This window comes from Providencia sp. PROV150 (genome assembly GCF_028481025.1).
Taxonomy (GTDB): domain Bacteria; phylum Pseudomonadota; class Gammaproteobacteria; order Enterobacterales; family Enterobacteriaceae; genus Providencia; species Providencia hangzhouensis.
This window is the reverse complement of the sequence record NZ_JAMPPJ010000010.1, coordinates 161388-177425: the sequence shown is the minus strand read 5'-3', so window position 1 is coordinate 177425 and position 16038 is coordinate 161388. Positions and strand designations below refer to the sequence as shown.

Below are 16038 nucleotides of genomic sequence, written 5' to 3'. Positions count from 1 at the left end.
ATGGCATTTACTCTAATTTATACCTTGTTACATTAATGTGATTGTACTCATAGGTTCCCCCTGCAAAGCAAAAAAAAGCAAAAAGCATAAAAGTAAAAACAAAAAAAACCAAAAAAGAATAACCAAAGGTAAATCTTCTATTGTTATCAAAATAATATAAGAATTGATTAGTTTACTTTATGGAATTTAGACTAAGAAGGGAGTACATAAGTAAATATAATAATTCGGATTATTTATTATATATTTCATAAATATAAAAATTTAAAAGTAAAATAAAGTTAAATTAATAATTTATATTTAGAGTTTAATTAATTGAATAAGATAAAAAAATCCTGATTAATCGTTATAATCTATTATGGGTAAAATAATGATGAATTGAGAGAAGGATCACAATTTGAACAAATAGGTTATTTGCTAGGTAAACAAAAGGGAGCGGTTGCTCCCTTTTAGTCATAATAATTAGACTGCCATTAACTATTCCGCTTTCGCTGGCAGCCCTTTCTTTTCGTGTACCATCATCAGAGCCTGTTCAACACTACGCTCGATAATAGGACGACGTTGGTCATTCTCAGGCAGTAGTTTTAACATCATTTGCCAAGCCGAGATGGCCTCTGCATAACGCTCTTGCTCAAATGCATTGAATGCAAAAATGCTTAATGCTTTCACATTGGTACGGTCTTCAGCAATCAGCTTTTTAAGTAGCTCTGCACCTTGACGGTTATCTTCTGGGTCAGAAGAGCGTGTCAAAACTTCCGCATACCCCATCACTACATTTTCATTTTTAGGGGCTAGGCGATAAGCACGGCCATAGGCATCGGTTGCCATAGTCGCATTCCCCAACACCATACCAATACGGCCTAGCATTTCCCACGCTTCTACATTTTGCGGGTCTTCCTGGAGGCGAGTACGTAGACCTAAAGCGAGGTGTTCCATTTCCGCATTATTGAGTGGTGGCTCAGACGGGTCTAGCGCTCTGTCTAACAAAGCGGGAGCTTGTTGATAGGCATTATTCCAATCTGCCACTTTCTCGTAGCTACCTACCTGATAATAAGCCCCCCCCGCAACACCTAATGCAATGATAAACCCGGGTAAATAAACCCAGTTGCTAGTGCGAGAGGCCTCAGGTAATGCTTCCTCATCGCCCTGCTCAACCTGTTTTAATCTAACGCGTTTTTTAGAACGGGCAAAGATGATCCAGCCGCCTACCGCTATCGCAACAAACGGTAACCCCCACAGTACAATCGTTAGCGGCGTCAGTGGTGGGTTATAAGTGACGAAGTAACCATAACGTGCAACCATGTAATCAACGATTTCATCACGGTTTTTGCCTTCTTTCATTAACTCATACACTTTTTGGCGCAAGTCCAGTGCAATCATTGAATTAGAATCCGCAATGCTGTTGTTCTGGCATTTAGGGCAACGTAGCTCTTCGGTTAATTTACGAAATTGCTGCTCTTGCTGTTCATTATCGAAAGTAAAGACTTCTGTCGATGCATATGTCACCGTTGCACTTAACGCTAACATCAATAAACCCAATAAATACCTCATTGGTTCGCCTCCTGATTATAGCGCTCCCAAAGGGGTTTAAATTCTTTTTCCCAGACGCGCTCGTCCATTGCCCCTGCGTGACGATAACGGATCACACCATTACCATCAATTAAGAACGTTTCAGGTGCACCATATACCCCTAAATCAAGGCCTAACATACCTTCACCATCAAATAAGCTTAAGGCATAAGGGTTGCCTAACTCACGCAACCACACAATGGCTTTATCCCGTTTATCTTTATAGTTCAACCCAACCACACGAACACCCTGTGCAGACAACTTATTCAAATATTGATGTTCTGCACGGCATGTAGGGCACCATGTTGCCCAAACATTCAACAAGATAGGTTGCCCTTGTGTTAATACATCGGATTCGTAGTGCTGACCGGGGTTTTCTAGCGATTCAAGGCGAAAAACGGGCACTGGCTTACCAATTAAAGCGGATTCTAATAAACGAGGATCATCCCCTTCTGCATTACGCATCAATTGCCATAACAGGACCGCAGCGATTCCTGCAAAAATAATAAAAGGAATTAAGAAGACTTTGCGGTTCATGCTGTTTCCCCTTGTAATTTACGGCGACGATAACGTGGGTCAAACAAGCAAAATAACGCACCAATAGCCATTAATACGCCACCAGACCAGATCCAACGAACAAATGGTTTATAATACAAACGCATAGTCCACGTATCTTTAGCGACTTCCTCACCCAATGCAGCATATAAATCGCGAGTAAAACCACCATCAATCGCCGCTTCGGTCATAACAGCTCGGCTAACGCTATAAAAACGTTTTTCTGGCATTAAAACACCGATGACTTTGTCTTTCTCTTTCACTGAAATACTGCCAATGACACCTTGGTAGTTAGGGCCATCAGCCTCTCGTACGCCATTAAATACAAAGGTATAAGCACGAATTGAAATGCTATCACCCGGCTTCATTTTCACATCACGCTCAATACTGTAATTTTGGCTAAAGGCAATACCGACGATGGTTACCGCCAAACCTAAATGCGCCAGTACCATTCCCCAGTAACTTGGCGTGAGCTTGATTTTCTTACTGATGCGGACTCGCATTTCTGCGAAGGCAAGAATTGCTATCCAGCACGCCATCATTAAGCCGACAACCGTCAACGCTTCTACCCTATCTTCCATCAGTAATGGTAGGGCAAAAGAAAGAATAACGGTTAATACCGTTGCAATGATTAATAACTTTTTGATAGCCGCAGGGCGGTCACGTCCCCAACGCACAAGTGGCCCAATTCCTAGTAACAAGGCAAATGGCACCATCAACGCGATAAACATGGTATTAAAGAACGGTTCACCAATGGAAATCGTACCCAGGCCAATTTGTTTATGGACTAACGGTAGCAATGTACCGAGTAACACAACTAGCATCGCTGCTGTTAGGATAACGTTATTACCCAATAACATGGATTCACGCGACCATAAGGCATTGTTAACCCTTGAGCGTACCTTGTGCCCACGCAGTGCAAACACCAGTAAAGAGCCGCCAATCACTATCACCATGAAGGCTAAGATAAATAACCCTCGAGATGGGTCTGAGGCAAAGGCGTGTACCGAAACCAGTACCCCTGAGCGAACTAAGAAAGTCCCGAGTAAACACAATGAGAAAGCAAAAATCGACAATAATAGTGACCATGCTTTAAAAGTGGCTCGCTGTTCAGTAACGGAAAGTGAGTGGATCAATGCCGTTCCCACTAACCATGGCATAAAGGAGGCATTCTCCACTGGGTCCCAGAACCACCAGCCCCCCCAGCCTAATTCATAATAAGCCCATGCGGAACCTAACATGATCCCTAACGTTAAAAAGAACCAAGCTGCCATCGTCCAAGGGCGAGCAAAACGTGTGAAAGAGCTGTCTAACCGGCCACTTAACAATGCCGCAATCGCAAAGGCAAATGCCACTGAGAAGCCGACATAGCCCATGTATAACAATGGTGGGTGGAAAATCAGCCCTGGGTCTTGTAGTAATGGGTTGAGGTCACGCCCTTCAATCGGAAAGGCAGGCAGCGTGCGCGAAAATGGGTTTGAAGTAAAGATGATGAACAGCAAAAAACCAACGCTAACCATCCCCATAACAGCTAAAACACGGGCAACAATGTCGAGAGGCATACGGTAACTACAAATTGCCACCGCAAATGTCCAGCCACTCATTAATAATACCCATAGTAATAATGAACCTTCGTGAGCTCCCCATGTCGCCGCAACACGATACCAAATAGGTAATTGCGTATTAGAGTTATTGGCGACATACGTGACTGAAAAATCATTAACAACAAAGGCATTCACTAATACTAGGAATGCCCCTGTTACACAGAGAAAAAGTAACCATGCTAATGGACGTGATGATGCCATCAAGCGTGCATCATTGCGTGCCACCCCCCATAGCGGGTAAAAAGACAGCAAAACGGCAAGACCTAATGCCAAGCACAGTAAAACGCTACCAATTTCAGGGATCATGATGCATTGTCCTTATAGGCAGCTGCTGGCCTGCGGTGGTTTTCTTGCATCGCCTTTTCAACCTCTGGTGGCGTATAGTTTTCATCATGTTTAGCAAGCACTTCTTTCGCTAAAATATGATTGTTCTCTTGTAATTCCCCTTGAACAACGACACCTTGCCCTTCTTTGAATAAGTCAGGCAAAATTCCATGATAACTTACGTCTACTTCACCTTCGGCATCATAAACAGTGAAAGTGATATTGACGGCATTAGAGACAGGGTCAGAGTCACGTACTACACTACCGGGCATCACCATGCCGCCAACGCGCAAACGTTGCCCAACTTCAGGGATTTGCTGAGTTTCCCGCTTACCATAGATGATTTCACCGGGGGTATAAAACAAGTCAATACTTGAGCGCAATGCGTAGAGAATCAATGCGAGGGTTAACCCCACGCCAACCAATATGGAACAGATCAACCAAAGTCGGTTACGACGACGAATATTCACACTCCCTCCCTACGCGCTCTTGCTGCTTTTTGTCTTACTTCACGAGCTTGCTGTTGAATAATTGCATTTATTATCATTTTTCTTTGTATGTATGTATGCAAACAGAGTAACAAAATAGGTATTAATGTCAGCGCAACCGCCAGCCATACATAAAAACCATAGCCGCCCATCGCCCAAAATTCACTCCAAGATGCAAATGCGCTAGTCATGATTGACGTCCTTTTTTATTCACAATATCTAATACCCATGGACGGTTACGTTCTAACAACAATAATTGACTACGTAAACGAATTAACGTTAATGAGATAAAGAGAAATAGGTAACCAAGGATAGCTAAACGTAGTGGCGTACGCATAGCTGGGTTGATACTTTCTTGCATACGCGTCGAAGGTTGATGCAAAGTTTGCCACCATTCAACTGAATAATGAATAATAGGTAAGTTAATCACACCAATTAATACTAAAATCGCAGCGGCCTTTCCTGCTGTACGGCGGTCATCAAAAGCATGCCATAAAGCAATAATCCCCACATACAGAAAAAATAGAATTAGTTCAGAGGTTAAACGTGCATCCCATACCCACCATGCACCCCACATTGGTTTACCCCATGTCGCACCTGTTACCAAGGCAATAAAAGTAAATACCGCCCCTATCGGTGCCATTGCCGCTATCGCCAATTCAGAGACTTTCATTTGCCAGACAAGACCAACAAAAGCAGTAATTGCCATTGTGGCATAAATGCCCATCGACCACATCGCGGCAGGAACATGGATATACATAATACGATAACTTTGGCTTTGGACTTTATCGGTTGGCGCAAAGCCAAATCCCCAAATCCACCCCACCGCTAAACAAATTACACTCAATATAATAAACCACGGTATTAGACGCCCACATAACCGGTAAAGGTTAACTGGGATGGCAAGTTGATGAAGCTTTTTCCACATAGTTTAATTACCCTGATTTATTATATTGTTAGTAAATGCTGCGTGACAGAATCATACAATACACATTAAAAAAGCAAATATATTGATTTAACACAAATATAACTTAGGCTGATCATACTCAAACGCATAACCAGCCTATTTATTGATCATTACTTATAATTTATCGGTATAACTCATCATAAAATGATTACCTTAAATTAAAAGCCAGGTTCAACTTCACGCATGTCCGGCAATTTATGGGCAATTCCTTTGTGACAGTCAATGCAAGTTTTACCATCAGTGATGGCTTGGTCATGCATTTTAGCTGCAACCCCTTTTTGTGCCGTGAAATCCATATACTCAAAATTGTGGCAGTTACGACACTCTTGTGAGTCGTTATTTTTCATCCGTCGCCACTCACTTTGCGCCATCGCTAACCGATGGTCTTCAAATTTTTGAGGCGTGTCGATGATGCCAAAAATTTTCCCGTATAGCTCCTTACTCGCTTGAATTTTACGCACCATTTTTGGGCCAAACTCATGCGGTACGTGACAATCTGGGCAAGTTGCGCGAACACCACTACGGTTAGTATAGTGAATAGTATCCATATATTCTTCATAGACATTCTCACGCATTTCATGGCAGCTAATACAAAACTCTTCCGTATTGGCCATTTCCATACCCGTATTGAAGCCGCCCCAGAAGATAACACCACTCACAAAACCAATCAGCAATAAGGTTCCTAATGCTAAACGGCTTGGCCTACGCCACCACCGCCATACTCGGCCGATTAATCCAAACAAGCCCTTTTTCTTCGGCTTGTCATCATTTATTTGCTTATCATTGTTATTTGACATAATTCCCCCTTATTTCCCAAAACCTTTGGATGGGGTAAATGTGTTATCAACAATCGGTGCCGTGTCTGATTGCGGCACGTGGCACTGTAGACAGAAGTAGCGGTTTGGTGCGACTTCGCCAAGAACTTTGCCTGTTGCATCCATAAAGTGCGTTGGGCTAACTCTTGGTGCCCCTGTGGTGCGATAATTTTCCACACCATGGCATTGCAAACAACGATTAGTATTAGTGGTAATTTGATAACCTTCAACACTATGTGGGATCATTGGCGGTTGATTCACATAGTTTAATGCCATTCTTTCTTGCTCTTTCGGAATATGAATGCTTCCTTCTGACGTACCGGATACTTCTGGTGATTGGGTCAGGTCTACACCATTAGCAGCCCAAACAAGACTGCTTACAACAAAGGCCATTCCAGCCACCCAACGGCTGATCGTCTTTTTCAGGACAGGATTTTTCATGATTTTGCTCCCGAACTCCATCTTAGTGTTATTTTAAAAACATCCTCAGAACAAACATCAATGCAACGACCGCAAGTGATACAATCTTTATCTGATATCTGTGCTGGAGCTTGTTTATCTAGGACCCGTGCACGCAGAACTTGCGGCTCCGGACAAATGTGGAAACAGTCCATACAACGGCTACAGTTTTCTTTATTTTCCGCTGTAACAACTAGTGCGCCCTTACACCCTGCCACGCCATATAGCGCACCTAATGGGCAAAGGTGACCGCACCAACCATGTTCCACAACTAATAAATCGAATAAAAACAGTGCAACTAAAACCAATGCACCGCTGCCAAAACCAAAAATTAAACTGCGCCCCATTAATGAAACTGGATTAAGCCATTCCCAAAGTAAGGTTCCTGTAATAGCAGAACCGATCAGGATAACCACCAGCAATACATAACGAATATTGCGTGGTATCGTTGCGGACTGGTTAAAATCAAACTTACGTCTTAACCACGCCGCGGCATCCGTCACTGGGTTTACAGGACAAACCCAACTGCAGAAAATACGCTTACCCAACAGTGCATAAACCCCGAATACGATAGCAGCCCCAACTAATGCTGAGATCCCCGGTAAGTAACCACTTGCTAAGCTCTCTAAGGTGATTAATGGGTCAGTCAAAGGTACGGTATCTAACAATAAGCTACTGCTGTAGTTACCATGTAAAATCCACACCCCAAACCATGGCCCACTCAAGAACATCGCTAACACCAGCAATTGGCTTATGCGTCTAAATACCAACCACTTGTGGCTCTGCCACCAACCTTTTTTTGCCTGAGCTTCACGTCCGGCATCACGTTTACGATTCGCCATTGTTACCCTCCAGCCAACCAAAGCGGTAATGGTGTCCTAACTCACCTTTTGCTAACGACCTTGGTAATACCTTGATAGCCGCCTCTTCCAATACACAAGCCTGTTCACATTTACCGCATCCCGTGCAGTAATTGCTATTGACTGTGGGTAAGAAGCGCGCGTGCTTACCTGTTCGGTGGTTTTGTTCAAGTTCCAATGTGATGGCTTCATCAATCAGTGGACATACGCGGTAACATACATCACACCTTAGCCCTTGAAAGTTCAGGCAGTTTTCCTGATCGAGTAAAACGGCTAACCCCATGCGTGCATCGTTAATCGACTCAATGTCTTTATCCAATGCACCACTTGGGCAAACTTTGGCGCAAGGAATATCCTCACACATTTCACACGGGTTTTCTCGAGCGATGAAGTACGGCGTTCCTGAAGCCAAGCCTGATGCCAATGTCGCTAATTTCAACATGTCATACGGACAGGCTTGAACGCATTGCCCACAACGGACACATGCACTGGCAAATGCTTTTTCATCAAGAGCTCCCGGCGGGCGAAGCTTAACTCCACTCGCACGGGAAGTTTGTTGCTGAAGCCCCAGCACCACACCAACAGCCGCCAACCCACCCGCAGTGCGGGCGACATCGCGTAAAAAGCGACGACGACTGTTCTGGGACTTAGCCTGTTGAGACTTAGCTTTCTGGGGCATGAGCAATTACACCTTTTCCAGTTTAACGGCACATTTTTTGTAATCCGTTTCTTTTGAAAGCGGATCGGTTGCATCCAGTGTTAAGTTATTCACTAGCTGCGCAGCATCGAAGAACGCCATGTAAACTAAGCCTTTTGGTGGTCTATTACGGCCACGAGTTTCAACAATCGTGGTCACATCACCACGGCGTGAAACTACTTTGACTTTATCACCACGGCGTAAACCTCTCTCTTTCGCATCGATTGGATGTATAAACACAAGAGATTCAGGGAAAGCACGGTGTAGTTCAGGAACACGGCGTGTCATACTACCGGTATGCCAATGTTCTAATACACGGCCTGTTGATAACCATAAGTCATATTCTTTATCTGGCGATTCAGCAGCAGGCTCAAATGGCAATGCAAAAATGACCGCTTTACCATCGGGTTTACCGTAGAATTGATAACCCGCGCCAGCCTTAACGTAAGGGTCATTTCCTTCGCTATAACGCCACTGCGTTTCTTTGCCATCAACCACTGGCCAACGGATACCGCGCGCTTTGTGGTAGTCATCAAAATCAGCCAAGTCATGACCATGACCACGACCAAAGCCAGCGTATTCTTCGAACAGCCCTTTTTGTAAGTAGAAGCCTAATTCACGTGATTCATCGTTAAGTTGGTCTTCGGCTAACTCGCTTACAGGGAACTTCGTTACCGCTTGGTTAGCGAATAACACGTCATACAACGTTTTACCGCGTAATTCAGGTTTTTTCGCGAGTAACTCTTCAGGCCACACTTCATCCGTTGTAAAGCGTTTAGAGAACAACACCATCTGCATTAAGTCAGATTTCGCTTCGCCTGGTGCTTTAACTTGCTGACGCCAAAACTGAGTACGACGTTCCGCATTACCGTAAGCGCCTTCTTTTTCTACCCACATTGCTGTTGGTAAAATCAAGTCAGCAGCTAACGCACTTACTGTTGGATAGGGGTCAGAAACCACAATAAAGTTGCGAGGGTCACGCCAACCTGGCATACGCTCTTGGTTGATATTCGGGCCCGCTTGCATGTTGTTGTTACACATTACCCAGTAAAAATTCAATTTACCGTCTTTTAAAGCGCGGTCTTGGGCAACGGCATGTAAACCGACTTTTTCAGGGATCGTCCCAGCAGGTAACCCCCATACACCTTCTACTTTTTCACGGTGTTTTTCATTGGTAACCACCATGTCCGCTGGTAAACGGTGTGAGAACGTACCAACTTCACGAGCGGTACCACACGCTGATGGCTGACCGGTTAATGAGAACGGCCCACAGCCAGGTTGAGAAATTTTCCCTGTCAGTAAGTGCAGGTTATACACTAAGTTATTTGCCCAAACACCGCGAGTGTGCTGGTTAAAGCCCATGGTCCAATAAGAAACCACTTTAGTTTTAGGGTCTGCGTAAAGTTTAGCGAGTTCTTCTAACTGATCTTTTGGAACCCCTGTCATTTCTACAGTTTTGTCTAAAGTATATTCCGCAACAAAGGCTTTATATTCATCCCACGTCATTGGCTCAGATGCATCAGAACCTGCATTTTTCGCTTTTTGTTCGAGTGGATGAGTTGGGCGTAATCCATAACCGATATCTGTTGCACCACGACGTAAATTCACGTGTTTATCAAGGAATTCCTGATTAACTGCATTATTTTGAATAATATAATTCGCAATATAGTTCAGAATCACTAAGTCAGATTGTGGTGTAAAAACGATACCGTTATCCGCTAATTCAAAGCTACGGTGTTTAAAAGTCGATAACACGGCAACACGCACGTCAGGGTTAGACAGACGGCGGTTGGTGATACGAGACCACAAGATTGGGTGCATTTCTGCCATGTTTGAGCCCCAAAGGACAAACGCGTCAGCATGCTCAATGTCATCATAACAACCCATTGGCTCATCCATACCGAAAGTACGCATGAAGCCCACTACCGCAGAAGCCATACAGTGGCGTGCATTAGGGTCTAAGTTATTAGAACGGAATCCACCTTTGAACAGTTTTGATGCTGCATAGCCTTCCCAAACTGTCCACTGACCCGAACCGAACATACCGATCCCTTCAGGGCCTTTTTCTTTTAATGTGGTTTTGACTTTTTCTTCCATAACATCAAAGGCTTGTTCCCACGTGATCGGTGTGAACTCCCCATTTTTGTCATATTCACCGTCTTTCATACGCAACATTGGCTGCGTTAAACGGTCTTTTCCGTACATGATTTTAGGTAAGAAATACCCTTTGATACAGTTTAGACCACGGTTTACAGGCGCTTCTGGGTCACCTTGGCTGGCCACGATGCGACCATTTTGAGTTCCCACCAATACCCCACAGCCTGTACCACAAAAACGGCAAGGGGCTTTGTCCCATTTAATACTTTCTTGTTGGCCAACCACTGCTTTCGCAATGCTTGGTGCGCCAATACCTGCCGCCGCAGCAGCGGCCGCTATCGCATTGGCTTTCATAAAGCTACGACGACTGAGTTTCATAATCTTCCTCACCTTGCTCTTCCTGCTGGTGGTAAACCAGCGAAACATCTAGTACGCCGTCAATATCGCGTACTAAATCAATAGTATCTAACAACGTTCTACTACCTTGCCCTTCAACAACCACAATCAGTTTTCCGTTTTCTGGGGCGCTTAACGCCACCTCACAATTAGAAAGTTGATTAATTTCTTCGGCCACAGTAGACAGTCGTTCACTTTTTACTTGTACTATTAAACTGCACACTTGATAGTTACTGTGCATGTTCATGCTCCACGGTAATGGCTGAAACTGGGCAACCTGCGACACAAGCACCACAGCCTGTACAACCTGGTGTTTCTACTTTTGGCTGGTATATACCGGCCATTGACGGACGAAAAGAGATGACTTCAGGCTCACAACTGTCTTGGCAACGTCGACATTCAATCGAAAGATAAGCAAGACAATTTTGGCCAATCGAAATTGAGATATCCCAAGGTTGGGAATGTTTTGGAAGGAAAATAGGTTCTGGACATGCTGTTGCACATGCATAGCAAAATGTACATTCACCACGCTTAAAATCAACAACAGGGTAGCCCCCTGCTCCCGGTTGGATAATTGCCGTTTCGCAACTCTCAACGCAGGCATTACAACGGGTACACAATTCAATAAATTGCGTTTCACTACCACTCCATGGCGGCCGAACCACTGGGGCTGCACTACGCCACGCACCAGTTAATACTCCCCGACGGGTGAGATCAACCATGTTTTTTTCCTTTACATTGCCAACAAAAAAACTAAAACGTATTGATAAACCGCATTTTTTATATGTGTATTTATGAGAAATATTAACGATAGAGGTTATAAAAATACATACTACCAAGTGGGTAAAAGAGGTAATTCCCCGTATACGACTAGAAATGACAACATTTACGTTATTTACTCGCCATTAGCTAAAAATAGCATCAAAATGATAAACAAACAGGCCTTTTTAATTATTTATTAACATTTTTTTAATATGAATTATTAATTTAAACTCAAGTTTTAATTTTTTAAATTATAACACCAACCAAAAACTACCACTAAAGTAGTATGTGCAATGTCATTTAGAAAAAAAATATCTGTGTTTTTTTTGATATTAAACAAATTTCATTTCTAACTTTATTTTAAAAACAACCATTAAATATTAAACATAAAAAAATTATTTTAAAATCAATAAAATAGAATTGGATAACGCTAAGCATCAGAATAAGAATCATTATTAATTAATTATTGAAACTAACAATTTAAAACTATTGAAAAATAACTATATCAATTTCAATAATACCTATTTTTTATTATTTCTTCACATTCTATTTCCTTATTACAAATTAACTTTTGATCAAAAACAATATTTTTAGTGTGGTTTTTTGTTACACATATAAATTGGCAATGTCTTGGTAGTATCTGTGCGCTTACTATCAAACCTAAATAACAAAAAGATACCCAAAATAGTTCGAGTCATAGGTCACAATACAAACACAACTCGAAAAATGAAGGGATGACTGGCTAAAATTACTCGAGGCCCTTTTTATGGCAAACATAAGAAATAATGCACTATGCTTATTGAGTCTGGTTGCAGGAATATTTCTCTTTACCTCTGTTCATGCTCAAACTCCTACTAAAGATAGTACATCTACCATCAATGCTCGAAATGAAACTTTCGAAGCCGCTCACCCTGACCAGTACCACTCTTGGCGAGCAACATCCGAGCAATCAAACCGTGAAGATGCATTAGCGGAAGACCCTCGCTTAGTCGTACTGTGGGCTGGATACCCATTCTCACGCGACTACAACAAACCTCGTGGTCACGCCTATGCTGTCATCGACGTCCGTGAAACCTTACGAACCGGTGCTCCTAAAGACGCCCAAGATGGTCCACTTCCGATGGCATGTTGGAGCTGTAAAAGCCCCGATGTGGCGAGGCTAATCCAAGAACATGGCGAAGATGGCTATTTCGAAGGTAAGTGGGCAAAAGGTGGCCCCGAAGTGGTTAATGTCTTAGGCTGTGCAGATTGTCATAAAACAGACTCTGCGGATTTTGCAAAAGGTAAACCAGAGCTAACGCTTTCACGCCCTTATGCAGAGCGTGCAATGGAAGCGATTGGCAAACCGTTTGATAAAGCCAGTCGGTTCGACCAGCAATCCATGGTGTGTGGCCAATGTCACGTGGAATACTATTTCTCTGGCGATAAAAAATCAGTGAAATTCCCATGGGATAACGGTACCAAAGTCGAAGATATGGAAGTCTACTACGACAACATTGGTTTCTCTGACTGGACCAACTCATTGTCGAAAGCGCCTATGCTAAAAGCCCAACACCCTGAATATGAAACTTGGAGTGCGGGTATTCATGGCAAAAATAACGTGACCTGTATTGACTGCCATATGCCAAAACTGCAAAACGAAAAAGGCGAACTGTACACCAGCCATAAAATTGGTAATCCATTCGATAATTTCGAACAAACTTGTAGCACTTGCCATACCCAAAGCAAACAACAACTGCAAGATGTGGTTGCTGAACGTAAAGTCGCTATCCAAGAGATGAAAATCAAAGCGGAAGATCAATTAGTTCGTGCTCACTTTGAAGCAAAAGCTGCATGGGATGCAGGCGCAACAGAAGATGAAATGAAGCCAATTTTGACTGATATTCGTCATGCACAATGGCGTTGGGATTTAGCTATCGCCTCCCACGGTATTCATATGCACGCACCGGATGAAGGCCTGCGTATGTTAGGTGGTTCGATGGATAAAGCGGCAGATGCACGAACCAAGCTCGCTCGCCTGTTAGGCTCAAAAGGCATCACCCATGAAATTGCCATTCCAGATATTTCAACCAAGGAAAAAGCGCAACAAGCCATTGGTTTAGATATGCAAAAAATCAATGCGGAAAAACAAGAGTTCTTAAAAACTGTGGTTCCGCAATGGGATGACCAAGCTCGTAAAAATGACCTATTAGCCAAATAACCATGATTTGCCCCAAATAATGGGGCAATACAACCAATGGAGTGAATATGAGCGTACTACGTTCGTTATTAACTGCTGGGGTGCTGGCAACAGGCTTATTATGGGCAACAGCCGCATCCGCAACCCCACAAATGGCCCAAGAAAATGCAGAAGGCCGTTGGGTTGTCACGCAGCAACGCAGCGCTGACAAAGCCTGCTTAGACTGCCATAAACCTGACCAAGAAGGCATGCATGGCACTCACGCAGAAGTGGTTAACCCTAACAATAATTTACCCGTGACTTGTACCAACTGCCACGGTAACCCAGGGCCTGATCACCGTGAAGGCGTCAAAGATGTCATGCGCTTTAACAACCCAATGTATACCGTTGAGCAACAAAACAGTGTCTGTCTATCATGTCACTTACCGGAGCAGCTGCAAAAAGCGTTCTGGCCTCATGATGTTCACGTCACCAAAGTAGCCTGCGCGAGTTGCCATGACCTTCATCCGAAACAAGATACGATGAAGGTGCTGACTGATAAGGGCAAAGTAAAAATATGTGTCGACTGCCACTCAGATCAACGCAATAACCCTGATTTCAACCCAGCAGCGGTGAAATTGCGTAAGGAGCAGCCATGAGTTGTTCTCGTCGTCAATTCATTATCTACTCAGGAGCACTGGCGGCGGTAGGAGGAGTTGCTAGCCATACGCTAGCTAACACCATGAAAATAGATGGCGTTCGCTACGGCATGGTGCACGATGAAAATCTGTGCATCGGCTGTACGGCGTGTATGGATGCATGCCGAGAGGTTAACCAAGTCCCAGAAGGTGTTTCGCGGTTAACTATCATCCGTAGTGAGCCTATTGGCCAGTTTCCTGATGTTAAATACCGTTTTTTTCGCCACTCCTGTCAACATTGTGAAAGTGCACCTTGTGTCGATGTTTGCCCTACTGGTGCCTCTTTTATTGATAAAACGACAGGGATTGTTGATGTCAACCCTGACTTATGTGTCGGCTGCCAATACTGTATTGCTGCCTGCCCTTATCGCGTCAGGTTTATTCACCCCATCAATAAAACCGCGGATAAATGTGATTTCTGCCGTAAAACTAATCTAAAAAAGGGCAAGCAGCCGGCTTGCGTCGAATCTTGCCCAACCAAAGCATTAACCTTTGGTAATTTAGATGACCCTAAGAGCGATATTTCGTTGATGCTAAAAGAAAAACCGACTTATCGATTCAAAATTGCACTCGGTACTCACCCCAAAATGTATCGGGTTCCGTTCAAATATGGGGAGGTTAGCCAATGACAACAGCTTCTGCTTTCCATTTTGAATCCTTAGTGTGGGACTGGCCCATTGCGGTTTACTTATTCTTAATTGGTATTTCGGCTGGGCTTGTGGTACTTGCGGTACTTATGCGCCAGTATTATCCCACTTCGGCTGACAGTGATAGCACTCTAATGCGCACAACACTGATTTTAGCTCCGACGACGATCATCTTTGGGTTATTGATCTTAATTCTCCACTTGACGCGTCCATGGACGTTCTGGAAATTAATGTTTCATTACAGCCCGACCTCAGTTATGTCGATGGGTGTGATGTTATTCCAAGTGTATATGGCAGTGCTTGTTATTTGGCTAGCTAAAATCTATGAAAAAGAACTCATTGTTTTACAGCAAAAATGGCTGCCCAAATTTACCATCATCCCAAGAGTATTAACCCTGCTAAACCGTGCAATGCGTTTTCTGGATATTGTGATGCTCATATTGGCCGTTTTGCTTGGGGCTTATACCGGTTTTTTACTTTCAGCATTAAAATCTTATCCATTCTTAAACAACCCATTATTACCAGCTTTATTCCTATTTTCAGGAATATCTTCAGGTATTGCGGTATCACTCATAGCAATCGCATTGCGCTACCGCAAAAATATTCATAACGGCGAAACCGCATTTTTGCACCGTATCGAAAGCTTTGTTATTTGGTTGGAGATATTCCTATTAGCGGCCTTTTTTGTCGGGTTAGCTTTAGGAGACGATGGGAAAATCCGTTCATTAATTGCTGCATTAGGCGGTGGTTTCTGGACTTGGTGGTTTTGGATTGGTGTTGTCGGGTTTGGTTTTATTATTCCACTTCTATTCAAGAAATGGATGGACAAAGGACAAGGCGCAGCAAGAGTATTGATTATCAGTGGTGCAAGCTTACTGGGTGTCTTCTGCTTACGCTTCTTTGTGTTATACGCAGGGCAGTTGACCGTCGCATAACTCACTAAATA

At 43.5% G+C, this 16038-nt stretch carries 17 protein-coding genes; 4 read left to right on the top strand and 13 right to left on the bottom strand.

What is annotated here, in order from left to right:
* Positions 1–474: 474 nt before the first annotated feature.
* From PSE83_RS09020 to napF, 13 genes are all read right to left on the bottom strand, one after another.
* A complete protein-coding gene (locus tag PSE83_RS09020; protein WP_004262201.1) occupies positions 475–1548 on the bottom strand; it encodes a cytochrome c biogenesis protein CcmH in 1074 nt (357 codons plus the stop codon).
* Positions 1545–2102: a thiol:disulfide interchange protein DsbE gene (dsbE, locus tag PSE83_RS09015; RefSeq protein WP_004262204.1), complete on the bottom strand. Its 558-nt coding sequence runs from the start codon at positions 2100–2102 to the stop codon at positions 1545–1547. Before dsbE ends, PSE83_RS09020 begins: the two co-directional genes overlap by 4 nt.
* Positions 2099–4030 carry a heme lyase CcmF/NrfE family subunit gene (locus tag PSE83_RS09010; RefSeq protein WP_094961337.1) on the bottom strand — a complete coding sequence of 644 codons (1932 nt, stop codon included), beginning with the start codon at positions 4028–4030 and terminating at the stop codon, positions 2099–2101. Before PSE83_RS09010 ends, dsbE begins: the two co-directional genes overlap by 4 nt.
* Positions 4027–4518 carry a cytochrome c maturation protein CcmE gene (gene ccmE / locus PSE83_RS09005; protein ID WP_036958480.1) on the bottom strand — a complete coding sequence of 164 codons (492 nt, stop codon included), beginning with the start codon at positions 4516–4518 and terminating at the stop codon, positions 4027–4029. Before ccmE ends, PSE83_RS09010 begins: the two co-directional genes overlap by 4 nt.
* On the bottom strand, positions 4515–4727 hold the full coding sequence (gene ccmD / locus PSE83_RS09000) for a heme exporter protein CcmD (protein WP_004262214.1): 213 nt from the start codon (positions 4725–4727) through the stop codon (positions 4515–4517). Before ccmD ends, ccmE begins: the two co-directional genes overlap by 4 nt.
* Positions 4724–5464 carry a heme ABC transporter permease gene (locus tag PSE83_RS08995; protein WP_004262222.1) on the bottom strand — a complete coding sequence of 247 codons (741 nt, stop codon included), beginning with the start codon at positions 5462–5464 and terminating at the stop codon, positions 4724–4726. Before PSE83_RS08995 ends, ccmD begins: the two co-directional genes overlap by 4 nt.
* A 197-nt stretch (positions 5465–5661) precedes the next feature.
* A complete protein-coding gene (napC, locus tag PSE83_RS08990) occupies positions 5662–6300 on the bottom strand; it encodes a cytochrome c-type protein NapC (protein ID WP_004262224.1) in 639 nt (212 codons plus the stop codon).
* Positions 6301–6309: 9 nt separating this feature from the next.
* On the bottom strand, positions 6310–6759 hold the full coding sequence (gene napB, locus PSE83_RS08985) for a nitrate reductase cytochrome c-type subunit (protein WP_004913351.1): 450 nt from the start codon (positions 6757–6759) through the stop codon (positions 6310–6312).
* A complete protein-coding gene (gene napH, locus PSE83_RS08980; RefSeq protein WP_272660822.1) occupies positions 6756–7619 on the bottom strand; it encodes a quinol dehydrogenase ferredoxin subunit NapH in 864 nt (287 codons plus the stop codon). Before napH ends, napB begins: the two co-directional genes overlap by 4 nt.
* Entirely contained in the window at positions 7606–8316 is a 711-nt protein-coding gene (gene napG / locus PSE83_RS08975; protein WP_004262231.1) for a ferredoxin-type protein NapG, read from the bottom strand. Before napG ends, napH begins: the two co-directional genes overlap by 14 nt.
* Before the next feature lie 6 nt (positions 8317–8322).
* Positions 8323–10809 carry a nitrate reductase catalytic subunit NapA gene (gene napA, locus PSE83_RS08970; protein WP_036958481.1) on the bottom strand — a complete coding sequence of 829 codons (2487 nt, stop codon included), beginning with the start codon at positions 10807–10809 and terminating at the stop codon, positions 8323–8325.
* On the bottom strand, positions 10790–11068 hold the full coding sequence (gene napD / locus PSE83_RS08965; protein ID WP_036958482.1) for a chaperone NapD: 279 nt from the start codon (positions 11066–11068) through the stop codon (positions 10790–10792). Before napD ends, napA begins: the two co-directional genes overlap by 20 nt.
* Positions 11058–11549 (bottom strand): ferredoxin-type protein NapF, encoded by a 492-nt coding sequence (gene napF, locus PSE83_RS08960; RefSeq protein WP_004262238.1) that lies wholly within the window; start codon positions 11547–11549, stop codon positions 11058–11060. Before napF ends, napD begins: the two co-directional genes overlap by 11 nt.
* Before the next feature lie 806 nt (positions 11550–12355).
* Here napF and nrfA point away from each other — a divergent pair.
* From nrfA to nrfD, 4 genes are read left to right on the top strand one after another with little or no spacing between them, the layout of a single operon-like run.
* Positions 12356–13789, top strand: coding sequence for an ammonia-forming nitrite reductase cytochrome c552 subunit (gene nrfA / locus PSE83_RS08955; RefSeq protein ID WP_004262239.1), 1434 nt, complete (start codon positions 12356–12358; stop codon positions 13787–13789).
* A 47-nt stretch (positions 13790–13836) separates the two neighbouring features.
* Positions 13837–14406, top strand: coding sequence for a cytochrome c nitrite reductase pentaheme subunit (gene nrfB / locus PSE83_RS08950; protein WP_004262246.1), 570 nt, complete (start codon positions 13837–13839; stop codon positions 14404–14406).
* Positions 14403–15074 (top strand): cytochrome c nitrite reductase Fe-S protein, encoded by a 672-nt coding sequence (gene nrfC, locus PSE83_RS08945; RefSeq protein ID WP_094961333.1) that lies wholly within the window; start codon positions 14403–14405, stop codon positions 15072–15074. Before nrfB ends, nrfC begins: the two co-directional genes overlap by 4 nt.
* A complete protein-coding gene (gene nrfD, locus PSE83_RS08940) occupies positions 15071–16027 on the top strand; it encodes a cytochrome c nitrite reductase subunit NrfD (RefSeq protein WP_004262263.1) in 957 nt (318 codons plus the stop codon). The genes nrfC and nrfD overlap by 4 nt, the downstream gene beginning before the upstream one ends.
* Positions 16028–16038 lie beyond the last annotated feature (11 nt).